The sequence below is a fragment of the Streptomyces sp. NPDC002520 genome (assembly GCF_053595235.1).
In genome coordinates this window covers 16,411-39,677 of record NZ_JBSFXG010000059.1, presented here as the reverse complement: position 1 = coordinate 39,677, position 23,267 = coordinate 16,411, and the positions used below count along the sequence as shown (strand labels likewise).

The following is a 23,267-nucleotide window of genomic DNA, read 5'->3' as shown; positions in this document are numbered from 1 at the left end:
TCATTCGTGCTGGCCACCTGGGCACTACTCCTTCTCCGCCCTCGACTCAACGAATCATCCAGTATGCCTGACTCGACCTACTTTGACAGAGAGGGAAGCCGGCTCGCTGGTGCAGGGCGCTCATCACGGCCTTCCGTTGGCGTGTTGGGCGTAACGGTGCCGGCAGCTGTGTTGCTGATGTTTCGCGCAGACTGCCCACCTCCAGATGATGTCGCACATAGTAATCATTTCCATCACAGATTCAAAGAGGGGTCGGGGCTTTGGCGGGCGGGGCGATGCGGGTGTTCGCGGTCGGAGGCCCGGGCGCCTGTCGGGTGTCGGCGCGTCGGAGTGTGGGAGCTTGTTGAATATGGAAGTCATTACCGACTACTGTCTGATTGCCGAATAGCCGGCCGCGTGAGCGGCAGCAGGGGAGGGGCTCTCATGACTTTGGCAGGCCAGGCGTCCGAAGCCGGGAAGATCAGTGCTGAGCGGGGTCGGTGTGTGGGGGCGGGGCAGTGTGTGCTCGCCGCGCCGACCGTCTTCGACCAGGACGAGGAGGAAGGACTTGTGCTCGTCCTGGACGAGAAGCCTCCCGCGTCCCAGTCGGACGCGGTGCGTGAGGCCGTGTGGGCTTGCCCGTCCGGCGCCCTTGCCCTGCGGTAGTCCACAAGCACTGCGGTAGTCCACGAGCCCTGCGGTAGTCCACGAGCCCTGCGGGATTCTGCAAGCGATCAGACGTGGCGGAAGCGATGCAGCCCGTCGCCGAGCGCGCTCACGACCCACCGGATATCTGCACCCGTGTCGGCCTCACTTCACACGCCGTGGCTTGTGCCACGGCGTCCCGATCAGCTCAGTTGAACGTCAAGGAGAAGCATGTCCAGACAGATCGATCGCCGGGCCTTCCTCCGCCGCGGTGCGGCGGGGGCCGCGGCTCTGGCGGTGGGCCCCGGCCTGCTGGCGGCGTGCTCCACCGACGAGCCCGCCTCCGACCGGAAGTCCGGATCGGGTTCCTCGCCCCGCTCGGGCGGCACTCTGCGGGCCGCCTTCGTCGGAGGTGGCGCCTCGGAGACGCTCGACTTCTTCAACGGCCCGTCCGCTCTCGACCTGGTGCGCGCCCGAGCCTGGCACGGCACCCTGGGCAACCTGGACCCCAGCGGGCCCGACGGGGTGCGCTACGGCGTGCTCAAGGGCATCGACATCTCCGACGACCTGTCGGCCTACACCCTGCACGTGCGGCCCGGCGTCCGCTTCACCGACGGCTCCGAGCTGACCGCCGCCGACGTCCTGCACTCCCTCAGCGCCCTCGCGGCCAACAGCAAACTGCCCGTGTACCGGCTCGCCGCCGCCAACTTCGACCTCGCGCACGCCAAGGCCGACGGTGACCTGAAGGTCGTACTGCCCACCCTCCGGCCCATCGCCGACGGCCGCATGATCCTCTGCCAGGGCAACTTCCTCGTCGTCAAGGACGGCACCAAGAGCTTCCGCAAGGGCATGCCCAGTTGTGGCCCCTTCCGACTGACCGAGTTCACGGCCGGTCAGGGCTCGGCGTTCGAACGCTACGACGGCCACTACGGCCACGTGCCCCACCTGGACACTCTGGAGCTGCGGTCGATCGCGGACTCGACCGCCAGGGCCGGTGCGCTCACCAGCGGTGAGATCGACTTCGCCCACGACCTCTCTCCTGTCACCGCGCGCACGCTCGGGGACAACGGGAAGGTCGAACTCGTCCCCACGAAGAGCCCTTATCTGGTCGGCCTGTCCTTCCAGATGAACATGAAGGTCAAGCCCTTCGACGACCCCAGGGTGCGGGAGGCGTTCAAGCTCGCCGTCGACCGGCAGGCCATGGTGAAGACGGTGTTCTACGGCAACGCCGAGGTCGGTAACGACCTGCCCGCCATCGGCTTCCCCGACTACGCGGAGGGCCTGCCCCAGCGCGCCCACGACCCGGAGCGGGCCCGTGCGCTGCTCAAGGAGGCCGGGGCCGACGGGATGAAGGTGACGTTGACGACCGGACCGGAGACGCCGGGCATGGTCGAGATGGCCACCCTCTTCGTCGAGGATCTGAAGAAGGCTGGCGTCCGCGCGTCGGTGCGTGAACTGCCGGCGGGACAGCTTTACGCGGACTTCCCCGCGTACGCGGCACTGCCGCTGGCGGGCTCGTACCAGATGCCCATTCCCGCGCTGTCGACCTACCAGATGAGTACGGCGGGTGGATCGCCGTCGGCGTTCGGCTGGGAGGAGTCCGGGACCGACACCCTCGTGGCGAAGGCCCGCGCCGAGAGCGACCGTGCCGAGGCCAAGAAGCTGGGAACGCAGGCGCAGCGCACGCGCTGGGAGGACGGCAACCAGGTGCTGCCGGTCTTCAAACCGAACCTGAACGCCCAGGCCAAGGGGGTCCGTGGGATACGTGACGATCTCTTCGAGCAGTTCCCCGGCTTCTCGCAGGCGTCGCTGGCGTGAGCCTGATCGCGTTCGTCGGCCGTCGCCTCGCGGGGGCGGCCGTCCTGCTCGTCGTGCTGTCAGCCGTGATCTTCGCGGCCACGGCAGTTCTTCCGGGTGACGCGGTCAGCGCGGTCGCCGGGGTGGACGCCTCCGAGGCGCAGCGCGCCGAGGTCCGTGCCGGACTAGGGCTGGACCGGCCGACCGCCGAGCGGTACGCGGACTGGGTGGCAGGCGCGGTCAGGGGGGATCTGGGCCGTGGCTTCGTGGGGGACCGGCCGGTCACCGACGTCCTCGCCACCCGCCTGCCCAACAGCCTGCTCCTCGCCGGACTGACGCTCGCGGTCACCGCGCCGCTGGCCGCGCTGCTGGGCCTGTGGACCGGGTTGCGCCGGGGCGGCGCCGACCGCTTCGTCTCGACGGCCGCCCAGATCCTGGCTGCCGTACCGGAGTTCGTCATCGCCGCGCTGCTCGTCGCCGTACTGGCGGTGTGGCTGGAGCTCCTGCCGCGCGTCTCCGTCATCCCCCTGGGCGGTACGCCGCTCGATGTGCCGCACGCGCTGATCCTGCCCGTACTGACGCTCAGCGCGGTCGGACTCGCGGTGGCCACCAGGCTCCTGCGGGTCTCCGTCGCGGACGCGGCGGCCACCCCCTACTGCGAAGCCGCACGGCTCAACGGAGTACGCGGGGTGCGGCTCGCTGTCCGTCACATCCTGCCCAACGCCGTGGGTCCCGCCGTCCACGCGCTCACTCTCACCACGGGCGCGCTGGTCGGCTCGGCGGTGGTGGTGGAGAACGTCTTCGACTACCCGGGCATCGGCCGGGAACTGCAACTGGCCGTCGCAGCACGGGACATACCGATGGTGCAGGGCATCGCCACCGTACTCGCCGGGGTGATGCTCGCGGTGCTGCTGATGGGTGACATCTGCGCACGCCTGCTTGGCGCACGGAAAGGACACGGCCGATGACGACTGTCCTCACACCACCCGGGAGGCGAGCACGCACCGCCTGGACGGGCACGCTCCGGCGCCGCCGGCCGCCACTGCTCACCGGGGCGGGCGCACTGCTCGTCCTCCTGCTCGCCCTGCTGGGCCCGCTGGCCGCGCCGCACAGTCCTACCGCACAGCTCGCCGCACCCTTCCAGCAGCCCGACGGTCAGTTCCTCCTCGGCACCGATGTGCTGGGCCGGGACGTGGCGAGCCGGGTCCTCAGCGGCGGCCGCACCATCGTGCTCACTGCGCTGGCGGGTACGGCTGCGGCCGGAGCCGTCGGGATGGCCGTCGGCGTCCTGGCGGCCATGGTGTCCCGCCGGCTGGGCGACCTGCTGCTCCGCTGCGTGGACGCCCTTGCCGTCCTTCCCTCACTCCTGGTCGTCCTCGTACTCGCCGTGGGGTTCCCCGGCAGCGACACGGCCTTGGTGGCAGCGATCGCCCTCGCCACCGCCCCGTTCTCGACCCGCGTGCTGCGTGCCGCGGCGGACACGGTGCTCAGCAGCGGGTACGTCGAGGCCGCCCTGGCCCGGGGCGACACCCGGCGGGCCGTGCTGCGCCACGACGTGCTGCCCAACATCGCCGGACCGGCACTGATGGACACCGCGCTGCGCCTGGTCGCCTCCCTGCACCTCACCGCCACCGCGGGATTCCTCGGCCTCGGACCGGGCGGGGCGACGCCGGACTGGGGGCGCATGGTCAGCGAGAACGTCCCGGGTGCGACGCTGGCCGCCACGCCGTTCCTCGCTCCGGCACTGCTGCTGGTGCTGCTGTCCGTCTGTGTCGGCCTGCTGGCCGGGCGGCTGGCGGACACCGTGGGGAGGGGTGCCGCATGAGCGGCCGTGCCACCGTGCTCCTCTCCGGCGCCGGTCGGCTCGCGGAGATCAGCGCGCTGACGCTGGGCCCCGCGGCCGGTGGGCCGCCCGTCGTGCAGGACGCCAGTTTCTTGGTGACGCGTGGGCAGGTGCTGGGGGTCGTCGGCAGGTCGGGGTCGGGCAAGAGCAGTCTGGCGCACAGTCTGCTCGGACATGTCCGGCCCGGACTGGAGGTCCGCGACGGAACCGTCCGGGTGGCCGGCCTCGATCCGTTCGACCCGGCGGACGCCCGTCGGCTGCGCGGCCGGGTGGTGTCGTTCCTGGGGCAGGACCCGGCCTCGTCGCTCAACCCCGCGCTCCGGATCGGCACGCAGATAGCCGAGGCAGTGCGGCTGCGCTCGTCCGTGACGGGGGGAGCCGACGTCCGCGCGCGGGTCGGGGAGTTGCTGCTGTCCGTGCGACTCCCGGCCGATCGGGCGTTCCGGCGACGGCTGCCCCGGCAGCTGTCGGGAGGGCAGGCCCAGCGGGTCGCCCTCGCCCTGGCGTTGGCCGGCCGGCCCAGCCTGCTGGTCCTCGATGAGCCCACCAGCGGCCTGGACCCGGTCCTTGCGGACGGCATGCGCGGACTGCTGGCCGAGGTCCTGGCCGAGGGGGACCGCGCCGCGTTGCTGGTCAGCCACGACCCGGCGTGGATCGCGTCCGTGGCGGACGACGTGATTCGTCTGGAAAAGGGGCGGATCGTCGCGCGCGGGACGCCGGGGGCGTCGTTGCTCGTCCAGCCGTCCGGAACCTTCCCGGCCGGTGGCCCCCGCTCCAAGGCCCCCCGCGCCGCTGCCGCCGACCCCGCCGCCTCGGGAGGGCTGTCCGCGCGGGGTCTGCACGCCGTCCACGGGCGAGTCTCCGTGCTGCACGACGTTTCCCTCACCGTTCCGGCGGGCTCCTGCACCGCCGTCGTGGGTGCGTCGGGGTCGGGGAAGACCACCCTCGCCCGATGTCTCGTCGGACTTCACCCGCCTCTACGGGGGAGTGTCGAGTGGCGGGACAACGGCGCGCCACGGGGGCGCGGGGCTCCGGTGCAACTAGTCGCGCAGGACTCCCGCGGGGCTCTCAACCCGCGCGAATCCGTGGCCGAAGCGCTCACGCGTCCACTCAGGGGGCTGCGGAGCCGGTCGGCCCTGGAGGCGTCCGACGAAGCCGTACGACTGCTGGGACTGGTCGGGCTGGGAGCCGATGTACTGATGCACCGACCAGGGGAGTTGTCCGGCGGGCAGCGTCAACGCGTCGCGCTGGCACGGACGCTGGCTGCCGAGCCGCGTGCTCTCGTCTGTGACGAGATCACCTCGGCGCTCGATCCGGAGACGGCGAGCAAGGTACTGGACCTGCTGGACTCGCTGCGGCGTACGCGGGGCCTGACGGTCGTCGTGGTCACGCACGACCTGACAGCCGTCGCCACCCGCGCGGAGCAGGTCGTCGTCCTGGACGCAGGACGGGTCGTCGAAGCCGGCCGCGCCGACCGCGTACTGGTGGACCCGGAGCACCCCGTCACCCGAGGACTGCTCGCCGGCGAGGGCGGTCCCGCCCTCGCCGTGCCGGAGTAGTCGCGGGTGAGGGGCTTCTTATGGCCGTCGGGAGGAGCGCTCCGCCCGGTGGGCGCTCCTCCGCGCCACGTCTCACGGCCGAAGCAACGTCTGCGCCAGCGCCGCCTTGTCGACCTTCCCGACGGCGGTGAGCGGGAGGCTGGACACCTGGACGACCTCGTCCGGCGTCTTGTATCCGGCCAGCCCGCGCTCCTTCAGATGGACGGCCACCTCCCGCGCGCCGGGGGCCTCGCCGTCGCACATCACGAAGGCGACGGTCCGCTCGCCCCAGCGCTCGTCCGGCACACCCACCAACGCCGCGGCCGTGACCGCCGGATGTGTGAGCAACTGCTCCTCCACCTCTACCGCGGCGATCTTCTCGCCGCCTCGGTTGATCTGGTCCTTGATCCGGCCCACCACCACGAGGTGTCCGGTCGGCAGCCGCCGCACCACGTCGCCGGTCCGGTAGTAGCCGTCCGGGGTGAACGCCGTGCGGTTGTGCTCCTCGGCGCGGTAGTAGCCACGCAGCGTGTACGGGCCCCGGGTGAGCAGTTCGCCCGCTGTACCGTCCGGCACGGGCTTGCCGTCGGCGTCCACCACCAGGACCTCGTCGTCCGGGGAGACGGGCCGGCCCTGGGTGGCGCAGACGAGGTCCTCGGCGTCGTCGAGGCGCGTGAGGTTGATCAGCCCCTCCGCCATGCCGAAGACCTGCTGCACGGTCACCCCCAGCGCCGGGCCGAGCTTGCGGGCGTGCTCCTCCGGCAGCCGCGCCCCGCCGACCTGCACCACCGAGAGGCTGCCGAGGTCCCACGAACCGGAGGCAGCCTCGTCCACCCAGTGGGTGACGAGCGGCGGGGTCAGGGAGGTCAGGGTCACGCCCTCCCGCTCGACGAGCGCGAAAGCCGTCTGCGGGCTGGGGTCGGGGGCGACCACTACGGTTCCCCCGGCCATGAGGGTGCCCAGCACACCGGGGCATGCGAAGGTGAAGTTGAACCCGATCGGCAGCACCGCCAAGTAGACGGTCCGTTCGTCGAGGGCACAGACCTCGGCGCAGGCGCGGGCGTTGTAAGCGTAGTCGTCGTGCGTCCGAGGGATGAGCTTGGGAAGGCCGGTGGTGCCGCCGGACAGCAACAGAAGGGCGACGTCGGCGGGGCCCGCTCCACCGTCGTCGGCGCCGGGCGCCGGCAGGGAGTCCGGCGCGGTACGACCAGGCACGGAGAGCGGGGCCGCCCGCAGTGTCTCGAACGGGACGAAGCCGCTCTCCGAACCGGGATCGCCGACCACGACGACCGTCCGGAGCGAGCCGCCAGGCCCCTGCTCCGCCCGTACCTCGCGCATCAGCTCCCGGTGGTCGAACCTGGCGTGCCGGTCGGGCACCACACAGGCCACCGCTCCCGACACGCGCACCAGATGACCGATCTCCCGGCGCCGGTGGCCGGGCATGGCGTGCACCGGGACCGCCCCGAGGCGCTGCAGACCGAACCAGACGAGTACGAACTCGGCGCAGTTGGGGAGCTGGACCACGACGCGGTCACCCCGCTCGATGCCGAGCCCGCGCAGACCGTGAGCGACGCGGTCGGCCTCGGCGTCCAGGTCCGCGTAGGTCCACCGCCGGTCCCCGTCGACCAAGGCGACACGGTCTCCATGGTCGGCGCCCGCCTGACGCAGACGGGCGCCGAAGGTCAACCCCTGCCAGTGGCCGACGGCTCGGTAGCGCGCCGATTCCGTTTCGGACCAGCCCTTTTGTGTCTCGGTCATGTGGTTCTGCCTCTCTTTGCCCGGACTCGGGCTCTGGTGCCGCTGCCCGTTGTGTGACTACGATGAAGTGTAGAAATGATAATCATTTCAATCTAGGGTGATGTTCGGCCCGGCGCGCGAGAGTCCCGTTTCAGACGCCGGCCCTCAACTGGCCCCCACTCCATCCGACCGGAAGGCCCCATCAGTGAGCGATGAAGCAGTCGTCCAGGCGCGGACAGCGGAAGGTGACAAAACCCTTCACGCGTCGGCCGCAGTGCGCGAAGCGGTCGCACGCGCACTGCAGATGGCGCCACATGAGCTGGAGGACGACCGGGACCTCTTCGAACTCGGTCTCGACTCACTGACGTTGATGTCCCTGGTCGGCACCTGGCGGCGCGAAGGCAGCACGGTCACCTTCCAGGACCTCACCCGCAATCCGACCCTGGGCGCCTGGACGGTCCTGCTCGGGCAGGGGAATCGCGCTGCTGAGGCACCCGCCACCGCGCCACCCACCCCGCTCGACGCGGTGACCACCGAAGGGCGCACGGAGACTTTCCCGCTGGCGACGATGCAGCACGCCTACTGGATAGGACGTCAGGACGGACAACCTCTCGGTGGCGTCGCCGCGCACTTCTACGTCGAACTCGACGGCCACGAGGTCGATCCCGCCCGGCTCGACACCGCCGTGCGGGCGCTCGTGTTGCGGCACGGCATGCTGAGGGCTGTCTTCGACGAGGAGGGACGGCAGCGCTTCGGCGCTCCGGGTACTCCCCTCACTGTCCGCGACCTGCGTGAGCACACCACCGACGACGCCGAGGCCGAGCTGGAGCTGCTGCGCGAGCGCAACACCCACGCCCGCCCCGACATCACCTCCGGCGACGTCTTCCGCGCGGCCCTCTGCCTGCTCCCCGACGGCCGGACCCGGCTGCAGATCGACCTCGACATGATGGCCGGCGACGCGCTGAGCCTGCGGGTCCTCCTGTCCGACCTGCGCCGCTTCTACGACTGTCCCGACGACCAGCCCCGCGAACTCGCCCTCGACTACCGCCGTTACCTCGCGGAGCACGACGCCCGGCGGAAGGCGGAACGCGAGCAGCACGCCGCCTGGTGGCGGGAGCGACTGCCGGATCTGCCCCGCGCTCCGCGCCTGCCGACGACCGTCGACCCGCTGACCCCGGTGAGTGCGGACGACACTGCGCTCACCCACTCCCGCCGCCTGCACCACTGGCTGGGCCCCGCCGACAAGGCTGCGCTGATCAGCGCGGCGCGTCGGCACGGCATCACCCCCGCCGCCGCCCTCGCCACCGCCTTCGCCGAGGTCATCGCCGCCTGGAGTGACAGCCGGCGCTTCCTCCTCAACCTCCCGCTGTTCGACCGGGAGATGTTCACCTCGGACGTCGCCGGTCTGGTCGGAGACTTCAGCAGCTCGGTCCTGCTCGACGCGGACATGAGCGCGTCCCTCCCCTTCTCCCGGCAGGCCCGCGGCCTGCAGGCACGCCTGCAGGAAGGCATCTCCCACGGCGCGTACGGCGGCGTGGAGGTTCTGCGCGACCTCGCGCGCGTCGAGGGGGCCCCGGTCCTGGCCCCGGTCGTCTACACCAGCGCCATAGGACTGGGCGAGATCTTCGAGCAGGACGTGCAGAAGTCCTTCGGCCGCCCTTCCTGGATCATCTCGCAGGGCCCGCAGGTCTACCTGGACGCCCAGGTCACCGAACTCGACGGTGGCCTCCTCCTCAACTGGGACGTGCGGGACGGTGTGTTCGAGGCCGGTGTGCCGGACGCCGCGTTCGACGCCTACCGCCGCCTCATCACCCGCCTGATCACGGACCTCGACGCCTGGGCCCGGCCGGTGGACGGCCTGCTCGCCCCCGAGGTCCTGCCGAGGCGGGCGGTTGCGGCGCTGCCCCCCACGCCCGTTCCGGACCGCGCCCTGCACACCCGCTTCTTCCGGCTGGCCGAGACCGAGCCGGGCCATACCGCGGTCGTCCGCACCACCGGCGACACCCTCACCTACGGCGAACTCGCCCACGCGGCACGCCGGATCGCCGGGATGTTGCGCGACCACGGCGTACGGGAGGGCGACACCGTCGCGGTGACCCTCCCCAAGGGCGCCGACCAGATCATCGCGGTCCTCGGCGTCCTGGCCGCGGGCGCGGCCTACGCCCCCGTCGGCGTGGAACAGCCCGCCGTACGCCGGGAACGCATCCACTCCGTGGCCGGCGCGTCCGTCGTGCTCACCGACCGGGACCACGCCCATCTCTGCGTGGACGTCTCCTCGGCCCCGGTGCTGCTCCTGGAGGACGCGTCGGGGGCCCAGCCCGCGCCGGTCGTCCAGTCGGACCCCGCCCTGCCCGCCTACGTGCTGTTCACGTCCGGCTCGACGGGACTGCCCAAGGGCGTCGAGGTGTCGCACCGGGCGGTCGTCAACACCATCGAGGCGATGGAGGAGCAGTTCGGGCTCGGTCCCTCGGACCGCACTCTCGCCATCTCCGCGCTGGACTTCGACCTCGCCACCTGGGACATCTTCACCCCGCTGTCCCTCGGCGGCCAGGTGGTCACCGTAGGGCAGGAGCACCGCCGGGACGCCCACCACTGGGCTCGGCTGGTCCGTACGCACGGGGTGACGCTGGTGCAGTGCGTGCCCGCCCTGCTGGACCTGTTGATGGCCGCGGGAGAGGACGAGGGCCTCGGAGACTCCCTGCGCATGGTGCTGCTCGGCGGGGACTGGGTCGGGCTCGAACAGCCCCGCAGACTCCGCGCTCTCGTGCCCGGCTGTCGTTTCGTGGCGCTCGGTGGGATGACGGAGGCCGCGGTCCACTCCACGGTGTTCGAGGTGCAGGAGACCGACCCGGCTTGGAAGTCCGTCCCCTACGGCGTCCCGCTGCGCAACATGCGGGCCCGTGTCGTGGACGGAAGGGGACGCGACTGCCCCGATCTCGTCCCCGGCGAGCTGTGGATCGGCGGCCCCGGTGTGGCCAACGGCTACCGTGCGGACCCCGAGCGCACGGCGGAACGCTTCGTCGAGCACGACGGCGAGCGCTGGTACCGCAGCGGTGACCTGGCCCGCTACCAGCCCGACGGTGTGCTGGAGTTCCTCGGCCGCGCCGATCACCAGGTGAAGATCGGCGGCCACCGCATCGAACTGGGCGAGGTCGAGTCCGCGCTGGAGGACGACCCCGCCGTCCTGCACGCGGTCGCCACCGTCCTCGACACACCGGTACGCCACCTCGCCGCGGCCGTGTCCGCCCGCGGCGAAGCACCCGACCCCAACGAGACTCGTCTCCGGGTGGCACAACGACTCCCCGCCTACATGGTCCCCGAGCGCGTCCTCCTTCTGCCTGACCTGCCGCTGACCGCCAACGGGAAGCTCGACCGGGCGGCCGTCCACCGTGCGCTGACCGAGGCCGCCGGGCAGGACGGCCCGCACACGTCGGCGCCGGCCGGTCCGGTGGAGACCGCTGTGGCGGCCGAGTGGGCCGACTTCCTCGACGAGGCCGAAGTGGGTCGGGAGAGCAGCTTCTTCCTGCTGGGCGGCGACTCGCTCGTCGCGACCCGGATGATCGGCCGACTACGCGCCGCCGGATTCCCCGGCGCCCGCGTGGCCGACCTGTTCGCCCACCCCGTGCTCCAGCACTTCTGCGAGACCCTGCGGCCCGCGGCCGCCACCGACACGGAGCCGCTCCCCGTCGTCGCGTCCGTCCTGGTGCCCGACCCGGACCACGCCCACGAGCCCTTCCCATTCACGGACGTCCAGGCCGCCTACCACACCGGCCGCGACCCCCGCTTCACCCTCGGCGGCGTCGGCACCTGGCACTACACAGAGTTCGACGGCACGGACGTCGACCTGGAGCGGCTGGAGCGCGCCTGGAACACCCTCGTCCGGCGACACGGGATGCTCCGCGCGGTCGTGGAGGACGGACACCAGCGTGTCCTGCCCGACGTACCGCCGGTGCGCATACCGGTGGAGGACGCCTGTTCCGGCGGCGCGGCCGAGGCCCTGGCCGGTCTGCGCGCCCGCCTGTCCCAGCAGGTCCGCGACCCCGCCCGCTGGCCGCTCTTCGCGGTCGAGGCGGTGCGCTACCGCGAGGACGACGAAGCCGGGAAGAGCGACGGCGAGATACGGACCCGTATCGGCGTCGGCCTGGACTACCTCGTCCTCGACGCGCTCTCCATCACCACCCTCTACGCCGAACTGAACCTTCTCTACGCCGACCCGGACCACGAACTGCCGCCCGTGGACGTGTCGTTCCGTGACTACCTGACTCGCCTCCCCGCCGACCCGGAGTCGGCCGCGCGGGCCCGCGCCCACTGGCAGAAACGGTTGTCCGAGTTGCCGCCCCCTCCCGCCCTGCCCTTCGACCGGGACCCGGCGACGCTCGACGCGCCCGTCTTCACCCGGCGCCGGCTGAGCCTGCCCGCCGAGGACTGGCAGGCCGTCAAGCAGACCGCGGCCCGGCACGGCCTGACCCCCTCCACCGTCCTGTTGGCCCTGTACGCGGAGGTCTTGGCGGCCTGGAGCGGAACCGACGCCCTGACCGTCACACTCACCCTCTTCAACCGGCGGGACGTCCACCCCCACATCCACCGGGTGCTGGGCGACTTCACCTCCCTGTCCCTCGCGGGTCACCGGCGCGAGGGGATGTCCTGGCTGGCGGCGGCCGTCGCGCTGCAACGCCGCCAGGCGGAGGACCTCGACCACGCCGACGTGCCGATCGACTGGCTGCTACGGGAGTTCGGCCGTCGCACGGGCACGGTGGACGCCGCCGCACCCGTGGTGTTCACCAGCGCCATCGGCGTCGGGGACGCGACGCTGTCCGGACCGGGCACCGGCTTCCCCGCGAAGGTCTGGGGCATCTCCCAGTCCCCGCAGGTCTGCCTGGACAACCAGGTCACCGAGGAGTCCGGGAACCTGGTCGTCACTTGGGACGCCGTCGATGAACTGTTCCCCGAGGGTGTGCTGGACGCGATGTTCGGCGCCTACGAACGGCTGCTGCGGCACGTCGTCGCCGGTGACTGGGAGGCACCGCTCCCCGATCTGCTGCCCGCCGCCCAGTACGAACGGCGGGCCGCCGCGGCACGGGAGGCAGCCCTGGAACCGGTGGCGCCGCGCCCGTTGCACGAGACGTTCTTCACGCGGGCGACGATCGCACCCGGGGACACGGCCCTCGTCACGACCGCGGGGGAGGAGGTGACGTACGGGGCCCTGGCCGACCGGGCGCTGCGGACCGCCGCCGCGCTCGTCGACGCGGGCGTGCGGCCGGGTGACCTCGTCGCGGTCACCCTGCCCAAGGAGCCGGAGCAGATCGCGGCGGTCCTCGGCGTCCTCGCGGCCGGCGCCGCCTACGTGCCGCTGAGCCTCGAACAGCCCGCCGCACGGCTGGAGCGGGTTCACGCGACCGGCGCCTTCCGTGTCACCGTGGGCGACTGGCCCGCTGCGGGAGCGACAGCCCCCCGCCCGCTGTCCTTCCCGGACACGCAGGACCACGAGCCGCTGCCCGCACCACGGGAGACGTCTCCCGGGGCCCTCGCCTACGTGATCTTCACTTCGGGTTCCACGGGTGAGCCCAAGGGCGTCGAGATCACCCACGCCGCGGCCTGGAACACGATCGCGGACATCAACGCCCGGCACGGCATCACCGGGGACGACCGCGTCTTCGCCCTGTCGGCACTGGACTTCGACCTGTCCGTGTACGACGTCTTCGGGCTGCTCTCCGCAGGAGGCTCGCTCCTGCTGCCCACGGAGGACCAGCGCCGCGAACCGGTTCGCTGGCCGAGCCTGGTCGACCGGTACGGGGTGACCGTCTGGAACACCGTCCCCGCCCTGCTCGATCTGCTCCTCGACGCCGACGAGCAGGAGGCGTCCGAACGCGGCCGCATCGCGGGGCTGCGGACCGCACTGGTCTCCGGCGACTGGATCGGCCTCGACCTGCCCGCCCGGCTGCGGTCCAGGACCGCCCGGCCCTGCGCCTTCGTCGCCATGGGCGGAGCCACGGAAGCCGCCATCTGGTCCAACACCCTGACTGTCGAGGAGTTGGACCCCCGATGGGTGTCCATTCCCTACGGACATCCCCTGACCGGGCAGTACTACCGTGTGGTCGGCCGGGACGGGCGGGACTGTCCCGACTGGGCGCCCGGTGAACTGTGGATCGGCGGCGCGGGACTGGCCCGCGGCTACCTGGCCGACCCGGTCCGCACCGCCGAGAAGTTCGTCGAACGGGACGGGCGGCGCTGGTACCGGACGGGCGACCTGGGCCGGTACCGCGGCGACGGGCTGCTGGAGTTCCTCGGCCGGCTCGACAGCCAGCTGAAGATCGCCGGCCACCGCATCGAGGCCGGCGAGATCGAGGCCGCGCTGGAGGCACACCCGGCCGTCGCGCGGGCCGCCGTCGTCGCCGTGGGGGAGCGAACCGCCAAGCGCCTGGCCGCCTTCGCGGTACCGCAGGACCTCACCGAGGACCCCGCACCCGCCGACGAGGAGGCTCCCACCGGGTTCGTCGAGAACCCCGAGCTCACCGAAAGCCTCTTCACACTGCTGGCCGAGCGGGTCCCCGTCTACGCCGTCCCGTCCCGCATCCGACTCCTGCCCGCCCTGCCCCTCACCGCGAACGGCAAGGTCGACCGGGGAGCCCTGGCCGATCTGGCAGGACCGGAGACGGTGGTTGCGGGCGCCGAACCGCCACGCGGGGGAACCGAGGCGGCCCTTGCCGCGCTCTGGAGCGAGTACCTGCCGCACTGGGTGCCGGACCGCCACACCAACTTCTTCACCGCGGGCGGTGACAGCCTCACCGCGCTGCGCCTGCTCACCGCGATCGAACGCCGCCTCGGGGCCGCCGTGCCCGTCCGGCGCTTCTTCGCCGCACCGACCGTCGCCGCGCTCGCCGCGGACGTCACCCGAACGCTCGCGGCCCACGGGACCGCCTACGAGACCGGAGAGCTGTGAACATCGCTGAACTGCTGGCCCGATACGCCGACGAGGGCGTGGTGCTGTGGGCCCAGGACGGACAACTGCGTTTCCGGGCCCCTCAGGGTCGGCTCACCGACACGCACCGAGCCGAACTGCGCACGCACAAGGAAGCCATCCTGCGCCACCTGGAGGCCGGGGAACCGGCCCTGCGCGGTGACCTCGACAACCGCCACGAACCGTTCCCGCTGACGGACATCCAGGCGGCCTACCTCATCGGCCGCACCGACGCCTACGCCTACGGGGGCGTCGGCTGCCACGCCTACGTCGAACTGGAATACCCCGACCTGGACGTGGACCGCGTCACTTCCGTGTGGCGGGAGCTGGTCCAACGGCACGACATGCTCCGCGCCGTCGTCCACCACGACGGCTACCAGCGGGTCCTGCCCGACGTGCCCGCCCTCGTGGTCGGGACCGACGACCTGACCGCGCTCCCGGCCGGCACAGCCGAGGCGGAGGTCGAGCGCATCCGAGCGCGGCTGTCCGCACGCGAGGCACCCACCGACCAGTGGCCGCTCTTCGACGTGCACGTGACCCGGACCGCCGAGCGGGCCGTACTCCACCTCTCCTTCGACATGCTCGTTGTCGACCACGCCAGCCTGCGCATCCTGCTCGCCGAGTTCCAGCGGTGCTACGGCGGCGCCGCCCTGACCGAGGCACCGCGGATCACCTTCCGCGACTACGTCCTGGCCCGCCGCGCCCTCGCCGACACCGACGCACACACCCGTGACCGCGCCTACTGGACCGAGCGGCTCGACACCCTGCCGCCCGCCCCCGAACTGCCCCTTGCCGAAGCCTGGGAAGCCGCGGTGAGCGATCTCGGGGAGCCGGGCCGCACTTCGGCTCCCGCCGAGCCGGTGACGTTCCGTCGGCTGGAGATCCTGCTGCCCGCGGCCGACCGGGACCGCCTCAGCGAGCGGGCCGCGCGGCGCGGGCTGACCGTGTCGACCGCCCTGCTCACCGCGTATGCCGAGACGGTCGGCGCCTGGTCACGCACCAGCCGCTTCACGCTCAACTTGCCCACCGTCGACCGGCCCGCCCTGCACGAGGACATCGACCGCCTCATCGGCGACTTCACCTCGCTCGAACTGCTCGCCGTGGACCTGGACGCTTCGGTCACCTTCGCGGAGCGGACGAGGACCGTCGGGGAGCAGCTCCTCGAGGACCTCACGCATCCGCTGTTCACCGGTTCGGAGGTGCTCGCCGAGCTCTCCCGCAGGGCCGGCGCCCCGGTACTGATGCCGGTCGTCTTCACCAGCGCCCTGGGCACCGGCGCCACCTCCGAGGGCGTACCCCCCGAGGTGACGTACGCCGTGACCCGGACGCCGCAGGTGTGGCTCGACTGCCAGGTCATGCACCGCGGTGACGCGTTGAGCTTGTCCTGGGACATCCGGGAGGGCGCGCTCGCCCACGGGGTGGCCGACGCCATGTTCGAGGCGTACACGGCACTCGTACGGTCGCTGTCGGCCGAGGCTGAAGCCGGTGAGGCCGCCTGGGACGCTCCGGCCCGCATCCCCCTGCCCGAGGCACAGGCGGCACGCCGACGCGCGGTCAACGCGACCGAGGGGCCCCTACCGGACGCCCTGCTCCACGAACCCGTACTCGCCCAGGCACAGGCCACACCGGAAGCGATCGCCGTCCGAACCCCCGAACTCGCCCTCACCTACCGACAGCTCCTGGCCCGCGCGAGCGCTCTCGCCGAGGCACTGACGGCATCCGGGCTGCGTCCGGGGGAACCCGTGGCCATCTGGGCGGACAAGGGCTGGGAGCAGGTCGTCGCGGTCTTCGGCACCCTCATGGCGGGCGGCGCCTACCTGCCCGTCGACACGGCCCAGCCGCCGGCCCGTCGGGACACGATCATCGCGGACGCGGGCGTCCGCACGGTCCTCACCCAGTCCTGGCTCGCCGAGATCGACGACCTGCCGGGGAACGTCACGGCCGTCGCCGTCGACCTCCTCCCCGAAGACACCGCGGCCACGCCAGACGTGAGCGGACCCCGATGCCGGCCGGACGACCTCGCCTACATCATCTACACCTCGGGCTCCACCGGCACGCCCAAGGGCGTGATGATCAGTCACCGCGCCGCCCTCAACACCGTCGAGGACATCAACCGCCGCTTCGCCGTCACCGACCGCGACCGCGTCCTCGGCATCGCGGGACTCGGCTTCGACCTGTCCGTCTACGACCTGTTCGGGCCGCTCGCGGTGGGCGCCACCCTCGTCCTGCCCGCCGCCGACCGGCGCGGCGACCCTTCCCACTGGGCCGAACTCGTCCGCGACTACGGGGTGACCGTGTGGAACTCGGTCCCCGGTCAGCTCCACATGCTGTGCGACTGGCGCCGCTCCGAGCCCTCCGCTGACGACGCCTCGCTGCGGCTCGCGCTGATGTCCGGCGACTGGATACCGGTCGCCCTGCCCGACCAGGCCCGCGCTCTCTTGCCGGGGCTGGAGATCATCTCGCTCGGCGGCGCCACCGAGGGCTCCATCTGGTCCATCGCCCACCCGATCGGCGAGGTGGACACCGCCCGCCCGAGCATCCCGTACGGCAAGCCCCTGACCAACCAGACGTTCGCCGTACTCGACCGGCACCTGCGGCCCCGGCCCGAATGGGTTCCGGGTGAGCTGTACATCGGCGGCGCCGGCGTCGCCCTGGGTTACTTCGGCGACGAGGAGCGCACGGCACAGCGGTTCCTCACAGACCCGGTCACCGGAGGGCGGCTGTACCGAACGGGTGACCTCGGGCGGTACCTCCCCGACGGGACCATCGAGTTCCTGGGCCGCGAGGACGCCCAGGTCAAGATCCGTGGATACCGGGTCGAGCTCGCCGAGGTGGAGGCCGCCGTACAGGCCCACCCGGCGGTCGCGGCGGGCGCCGTAGTCGTCGACGACTCGGCGGCGGGCGGACGGCGCCTGGCCGCGTTCGTGGAGACGGCCCGCAAGGACGGTGGGGCGGCCGATCATTCCGGGGCGCCGCCCAGGGACGGCAACGAGCCCGCCGCGGCGAGCAGGGCACAGGCGCGTACGGTGGCCGCCGACGCCGTACGCGAAGCCTCCGCGGCCGTCGACGCCGCACGGCTCACCGACTTCCTGGCCGCCCTCGACGAGGTGGCGATCGCCGAGATGACGCGCGTACTCGCCGCCTCCGGAACGTTCGCCGACGGTGCGTCGCGCGCGGCGGAGGAAGTGGGCACGGCCCTGCGCGCCACGCCCCGGCACCGGCACATCGTGCGGCGCTGGCTGCGCGCCCTGGCCGCCCGGGACCAGCTCACCCACCGGGACTCGGACGACACCTACACGGGCCTCGTCCCCGTTTCCGACACCGAGAGGGAGCGCCGCTGGCAGCGGGCCGCGGCACTGGAGCACGAGATCGGTTGGAGCACGGAGCTGCTCACCGTCATGCGCACCTGTGCCGAGCGGCTGCCCGAGCTGATCTCCGGCGAGACGAGCATCCAGGAGCTGCTCTTCCCTGGAGCGGCTACGGAGGCCGCGGACGCCGCCTACCGCGACAACCTCGCCATCCGGCACCTCAACCGCGCGGTGGTCGCCGCGCTGCGCGAGATCGCCGCCGGTCACACCGGCGAGGAGCGACTGCGCGTCCTCGAAGTGGGCGGCGGCGTCGGCGGCACCACCGGCGAACTGGTGCCCGTCCTCGCCGAGTACGGCGTCGACTACTTGTTCACCGACGCCTCCGCGTTCTTCCTGAACGAGGCCCGCGAGCGCTTCGCCGACCACGCGTGGGTCCGCTACCAGCGTTTCGACGTCGACGAGGACCCGCGCGTCCAGCACCTGCTGCCCAACACCTTCGACGTCGTGATCTGCGCCAACACGCTGCACGCCGCCGCCGACGCGGACGCCGCCGTGGGCAGACTGCGGGAACTGCTCGTTCCCGGAGGACAACTCGTGTTCGTGGAGAACACCCGCGACGAGAACCTCCCGCTACTGGTCTCCATGGAGTTCCTGGAGGTCGCCGGCCGGACCTGGACCGACGTGCGCGAGCACACCGGACAGTCCTTCCTCACCCACGCCCAGTGGCGCGAACTCCTCGAGGCGCACGGGGCGTCCGAGGTCACCTCACTGCCCGACGCCCAGGACGCCCTGGCGCTCACCGGGCAGGAAGTCTTCTTCGCCACGCTGAAGGACGACAGGTATCACGTCCCCGTAGGCGAGCTGGCCCGCACGGCGGCCACCCGGCTCCCGGACTACATGCTCCCCTCGGTGTGGCAGGTCGTCGACACCCTGCCCCGCACGGCCAACGGCAAGACCGACCGCGCTCGTCTGCGGACCTGGCTGCCCCGCGAGAGCGCTCCGGTCGTCGTGGACGAGCAGCCGAAGGACGAGCTGGAGAACAGCCTCGCCGAGCTGTGGACGGAACTCCTCGCGGTCGAACGTGTCACCCGCAACGACGACTTCTTCGACCTCGGCGGCGACTCACTCCTCGTCGCACGCATGGTGGGCCGGCTGCGCGAACGCGTACCGCAGGCGGCCGACCTGGAGTGGGAGGTCGTCCTGCGCCACATGCTGCGCCGCCCCACCGTCGCCGGCCTCGCCGGGTTCCTGCGCGGCCTGGCCGGCGCCGAGGACACGCCAACATCCAGCACCGTGCGCACGGACCCGGTGATCCACCTGCACGGCGCCCGCTCCGACGACGAGCCGACGACCGTCCTGGTACATGCGGGAACCGCGACGATCATGCCGTACCGGGCGCTGATCACCGAGATCAGGCGCCGATCGCCCGGACTCGCCGAGGTCGTCGGCGTGGAGGTCCCGGACCTGAACGGGTTCCTCGCCGCCCCGCCGGACGGACTCATCGAGCAGATGGCGGCCGACTACGCGCGGGCCCTGACGGCGGACGGGCGCAGCCGCTTCCACGTCGTCGGCTACTGCCTGGGCGGCCTGATCGCCACCGAGGTCGCCCGCAACCTGGCCGAGTCCGGGGCCGAGGTGGAGAGCCTCACCGTCATCAGCAGCCACAGCCCCCGTTTCCGGCTCGACGACGAACTCCTCGCCGAGTACTCCTTCGCCGTCATGATGGGCATCGACCCGGCCGACCTCGGCTTCCCGGACGACCAGTACCGGGTGGCCGCGGCGGCCGACGCCGTTCTGGCCGCCAGTCCCGGCGTGCTGCCGGACGGCGGACTCGCCGCGCTGCCCGAGGAGTTCGAGGACGTCACGGGCTGCTTCCGGCGACTCGCCGACGTTCCTCGGGCCACCCGTATCGCCCGGATGTGCGAGGCGGTGCCCGCGTCGGCCGGCACATACGAACCCGACCACATGACGCGGCTCTTCCTCGCCTTCAGGCAGAGCGTCTTCGCCATCACCCGTTATGACGCCGAGCCCTACGCGGGTGACATCACCTTCCTGCGGCACGACGGTGCCTATCCCTTCCCGGGCAGTAAGGACGCCGTCACCACGTACTGGGAGGAACTGACCTTGGGGGACCTAGACGTCGTCGACATCGGCGGCGACCACTACAGCTGCCTGTCCGTCGAGCACGCGCCCGGGATCCTCAAGACCCTCGGTGAGCTGACCGAGGGGGCGATCACCCGATGACCAAGCCTGTGATCGGGGTCCTGGGTGCCTCCGGGGCGGTCGGCCGGGCCGCCGTACGGGAGCTGCGCGCGCTCGGCCACACCGGGCTCCGTCTGGGAGGGCGGACCGCGTCCGCCCTGTGCGCGGTCGCCGAGGAGGAGCCCGCAGGCCACGAGGAGACAGTCTGGGCCGACGCCACCGCACCGGACGGCCTGCGCGCCTTCACCGAGGGCTGCGACATCGTCCTCAACTGCGTCGGCCCCACCTACCGGCTCCGCGCCACGGTGGCCTTCGCGGCACTCGCCGCCGGTGCACACTGCGTCGACGTGGCCGGGGACGACCCGGCCGCCGAGGACCTCCTCAAGGGCGGCGATCCCGCCCGCGACGGCCGCACCGTCGTCCTTTCGGCGGGAGCCCTGCCCGGATTGTCGAGCCTCCTGCCGCGCTGGCTGGCCGGGCAGGGACTGGACGGCGCCGCCGCGCTGACCGCGCACTGCGGCGGCCTGGAGACCTGCTCACCGACGGTGGCGCACGATCTCATGCTCTCCCTCACCTCCGGGGGCGCGGACGGTGCGGCCTACGGCGAGGCGCTGGCTGCCGTCCGCGGCGGGCGGCGTGTGTCGCGCGTCCTGCGCACGGCCGAGGACACGGAACACGAGGCGTTCCCCGGCCGGGTCGCCGTGCAGCCCTACCTCAGTGGCGAGAGCGAACGCCTCGCCACCGTCCTGGGTCTGGACCGGCTCGACTGGTACAACGTTCACCCCGGCCCCGCCGTACGGGCGCTGCTCAACGTCCTGCCGGGTCGTCTCGCAGCCGGAGACGACCCGGACCGGCTCGCGGAGCGGCTGATCCTCGCCGCCGACCTCGACCTGGCCGGACGCAAGCCCTACTACGTCATGGACTTCGCGCTGTCGGGCACCGCGTCCGGACGGTCGGCCACTGCGGGACTGACCCTGCGCGCGGCCAGCAGCTACCGCCTCACCGCTGTGGTGGGCGCGCTCGCGGTGGACGCGGTACTGCGGGGCGAGGTCCCGGCGGGCGTGCACTTCGCCTGCGACGTGCTGGACCCCGACACCGTGGCCCGGCACCTGCGGTCACACGGGGCCGCCGACCTCCGGCTCACCGGCGCGGCGGCCGGCGCCGAACAGGTGGAAGAAGGTGTGCTGTGAGCGAATCGTCGCTGTTGCGCGTGCTGGTCTGCGGTACCAACTTCGGCCGCTTCTACGCCGAGGCGGTACGCCTGCGCCCCGGATACATCCTGGCCGGCATTCTGAGCCGGGGTTCGGCAGCCTCCCGGGCGTACGCGGAAAGCCTGGGCGTCCCGTTCCACACGGACGTCGACGACCTCCCGGCGGGCATCGACGCCGCCTGTGTCGCGGTGAGTTCCTCCATATCGGGCGGCCAGGGAACCGAGCTGGCCAGGGCACTCATGGACCGGGGCATCCACGTCCTCCAGGAGCATCCCGTCCACCTCACCGAGTTGACGGGCAACCTCAAACACGCCCGCAAGCGGGGAGTGCAGTACCGCCTCAACACCCACTATCCGCACGTCGCCCCGATTCGCGCCTTCGTCGAGGCGGCCCGTCGGCTCATCGCACGGCAGCGACCGCTCTTCGTGGACGCCGCCACCCCGGTCCACCTGATGCACCCCCTGGTGGACATCCTCGGTCAGGCGATGGGCACGCTGCGGCCGTGGCGGTTCGCTGACCCGGCGCCGCTGCCCGCCGAGATCGGACCGCAGCCGTTCCGCTCCCTGCACGGCGTGTTCGCCGGCGTGCCCCTCACCCTGCGGGTGCACCACCAGCTCGACCCGTCCGACCGCGACAACCACGCCCTGCACTGGCACCGGATCTCCCTCGGGACCGAGGGCGGAGTGCTCACCCTGGCCGACACCCACGGCCCCGTGCTGTGGAGCCCCCGGCTGCACATCGGGCGGGACGCGGACCGGCGGTTCGTCCTGGACGGTCCGGGCACCGGCCGACTGGGGCTCGGCACCACGGCTGTGGTCGGGAACACGGGATCCTTCCGTACGGTCTTCTCCGACCTGTGGCCCGAAGCGATCGGCACGGCCCTCGACGGACTCCGCGAGGCTGTCGCGCAGGGCGGCGACGCCTTGCGCGCGGGCCAGTACGACCTGGCCGTGTGCCGCATCTGGACCGACCTCGCCGCCCGGCTCGGACCACCTGAGATCGTCCGGCCGACCACGCCCCGGCCCCTGGCGGTCAGTGACGTCTTCCCTGCGCCGGAGGGGTTCTCGCGCGACACCGCGTCCCGCTCAGAACCGGCCTCGTCTCCCGGCGGCCAGACCGTCGTACGTCCGGCCTCCGCCGGGGAGCCGGCCCGCCCCTCACCGGAGACCGCTTCGGCCCGAACCGCGGACGCCGCTCCGTACTCTGCGTCGGCCGAGTTCTTCGACCTCGTCGCCGCCGAGCACACCGCGACATCGAGCGCCCCCGCGGTCGCAGCCCTCCTCGCCGACGCCGATCTGAGCGCCGGGCCGGTCGTCGACATCGGCGCGGGCACCGGTCTGGTGACCGAGGCCGTCGCCCGGGCCCGGCCGGACGCCGAGATCATCGCCTGCGAACCGTCGGTCGGCATGCGCGCCGTGCTCACCAGCCGGGTCTTCAGCGACGAGGACCTGCGTACCCGGGTGACCGTCACCGCGGACTCCGCTCCGGACCTGGATCTCCCCGACCGGATCAGCGTCGTCCTGCTCTGCGGAGTCCTCGGCCACCTCGACGCCGAAGGGCGGGCCAGGCTGTGGCGACGGCTGACCCGACGGCTGGCCCCCGACGGGCTCGTGATCGTCGAACTCATGCAGTTCGAGCGTCCCTTGCCCCTTCCCGAGACCCGGCTCGCCACCGCCATCGCCGGACGCCATCGTTACGAGTGGTCGTTCGGCGGAGCACCGGACCAGGCGGAGGACGGAGTGATGCGCCTGCACTCCACCTGGCGGGTCTACCGGGACGGCGCCGCCCAGGCGGAACGCGAGGTGCGCGACTCCTACCGCTGGGCGCCCTTCGGACTCAAGGACGTGGCGGCCGAGTCCGGCATGACCGCACGCGCCCTGCCCACCCGCCCCGGAGCACCCCCGCTGGCCGTGCTCACCCGAACACCGGGCGGCCCCGACACGGCCGCCGGACCGCAGCTGCCGCACACGCGGACCGCGTCCGACGGCCCGGACACCCCGCGCACCGCCACTCCTCTCGTCTCCTCCTCCACCGACGGCTAGGACACCA

The 23,267-nt window shown here is 72.2% G+C and carries 10 protein-coding genes; 9 read left to right on the top strand and 1 reads right to left on the bottom strand.

Annotated elements, in window-relative coordinates; all coding sequences use genetic code 11:
• Positions 1–423 precede the first annotated feature (423 nt).
• From ACWD5D_RS42260 to ACWD5D_RS42240, 5 genes are all read left to right on the top strand, one after another.
• Positions 424–645, top strand: coding sequence for a ferredoxin (locus tag ACWD5D_RS42260; RefSeq protein ID WP_451378074.1), 222 nt, complete (start codon positions 424–426; stop codon positions 643–645).
• Positions 646–855: 210 nt separating this feature from the next.
• Positions 856–2,442, top strand: coding sequence for an ABC transporter substrate-binding protein (locus tag ACWD5D_RS42255; protein ID WP_451378073.1), 1,587 nt, complete (start codon positions 856–858; stop codon positions 2,440–2,442).
• Positions 2,439–3,389 carry an ABC transporter permease gene (locus ACWD5D_RS42250; RefSeq protein ID WP_451378072.1) on the top strand — a complete coding sequence of 317 codons (951 nt, stop codon included), beginning with the start codon at positions 2,439–2,441 and terminating at the stop codon, positions 3,387–3,389. The genes ACWD5D_RS42255 and ACWD5D_RS42250 overlap by 4 nt, the downstream gene beginning before the upstream one ends.
• Positions 3,386–4,246, top strand: coding sequence for an ABC transporter permease subunit (locus tag ACWD5D_RS42245; protein WP_451378071.1), 861 nt, complete (start codon positions 3,386–3,388; stop codon positions 4,244–4,246). The genes ACWD5D_RS42250 and ACWD5D_RS42245 overlap by 4 nt, the downstream gene beginning before the upstream one ends.
• Positions 4,243–5,823 (top strand): ABC transporter ATP-binding protein, encoded by a 1,581-nt coding sequence (locus tag ACWD5D_RS42240; RefSeq protein ID WP_451378070.1) that lies wholly within the window; start codon positions 4,243–4,245, stop codon positions 5,821–5,823. Before ACWD5D_RS42245 ends, ACWD5D_RS42240 begins: the two co-directional genes overlap by 4 nt.
• Positions 5,824–5,895: 72 nt before the next feature.
• Here ACWD5D_RS42240 and ACWD5D_RS42235 read toward each other — a convergent pair whose 3' ends face one another.
• Complete coding sequence (locus tag ACWD5D_RS42235; RefSeq protein WP_451378069.1) at positions 5,896–7,560, bottom strand: (2,3-dihydroxybenzoyl)adenylate synthase; 1,665 nt, start codon at positions 7,558–7,560, stop codon at positions 5,896–5,898.
• A gap of 283 nt (positions 7,561–7,843) precedes the next feature.
• Between ACWD5D_RS42235 and ACWD5D_RS42230 the strand changes: the two genes are divergently transcribed.
• From ACWD5D_RS42230 to ACWD5D_RS42215, 4 genes are read left to right on the top strand one after another with little or no spacing between them, the layout of a single operon-like run.
• Positions 7,844–14,479, top strand: coding sequence for an amino acid adenylation domain-containing protein (locus tag ACWD5D_RS42230; protein WP_451378068.1), 6,636 nt, complete (start codon positions 7,844–7,846; stop codon positions 14,477–14,479).
• A complete protein-coding gene (locus ACWD5D_RS42225) occupies positions 14,476–20,049 on the top strand; it encodes an amino acid adenylation domain-containing protein (protein WP_451378067.1) in 5,574 nt (1,857 codons plus the stop codon). Before ACWD5D_RS42230 ends, ACWD5D_RS42225 begins: the two co-directional genes overlap by 4 nt.
• Positions 20,046–21,197, top strand: coding sequence for a saccharopine dehydrogenase NADP-binding domain-containing protein (locus ACWD5D_RS42220; protein ID WP_451378066.1), 1,152 nt, complete (start codon positions 20,046–20,048; stop codon positions 21,195–21,197). Before ACWD5D_RS42225 ends, ACWD5D_RS42220 begins: the two co-directional genes overlap by 4 nt.
• Positions 21,194–23,260 carry a Gfo/Idh/MocA family oxidoreductase gene (locus ACWD5D_RS42215; RefSeq protein WP_451378065.1) on the top strand — a complete coding sequence of 689 codons (2,067 nt, stop codon included), beginning with the start codon at positions 21,194–21,196 and terminating at the stop codon, positions 23,258–23,260. Before ACWD5D_RS42220 ends, ACWD5D_RS42215 begins: the two co-directional genes overlap by 4 nt.
• The last annotated feature ends 7 nt before the right edge of the window (positions 23,261–23,267 follow it).

What these genes read in the sequence shown, in the direction of transcription:
- ACWD5D_RS42230 (WP_451378068.1), top strand. Translation starts at nt 7,844, where the DNA reads ATGGCGCCACATGAGCTGGAGGACGACCGGGACCTCTTCGAACTCGGT.
- ACWD5D_RS42255 (WP_451378073.1), top strand. Translation starts at nt 856, where the DNA reads ATGTCCAGACAGATCGATCGCCGGGCCTTCCTCCGCCGCGGTGCGGCG.
- ACWD5D_RS42220 (WP_451378066.1), top strand. Translation starts at nt 20,046, where the DNA reads ATGACCAAGCCTGTGATCGGGGTCCTGGGTGCCTCCGGGGCGGTCGGC.
- ACWD5D_RS42260 (WP_451378074.1), top strand. Translation starts at nt 424, where the DNA reads ATGACTTTGGCAGGCCAGGCGTCCGAAGCCGGGAAGATCAGTGCTGAG.
- ACWD5D_RS42240 (WP_451378070.1), top strand. Translation starts at nt 4,243, where the DNA reads ATGAGCGGCCGTGCCACCGTGCTCCTCTCCGGCGCCGGTCGGCTCGCG.
- ACWD5D_RS42245 (WP_451378071.1), top strand. Translation starts at nt 3,386, where the DNA reads ATGACGACTGTCCTCACACCACCCGGGAGGCGAGCACGCACCGCCTGG.
- ACWD5D_RS42235 (WP_451378069.1), bottom strand. Translation starts at nt 7,560, where the DNA reads ATGACCGAGACACAAAAGGGCTGGTCCGAAACGGAATCGGCGCGCTAC.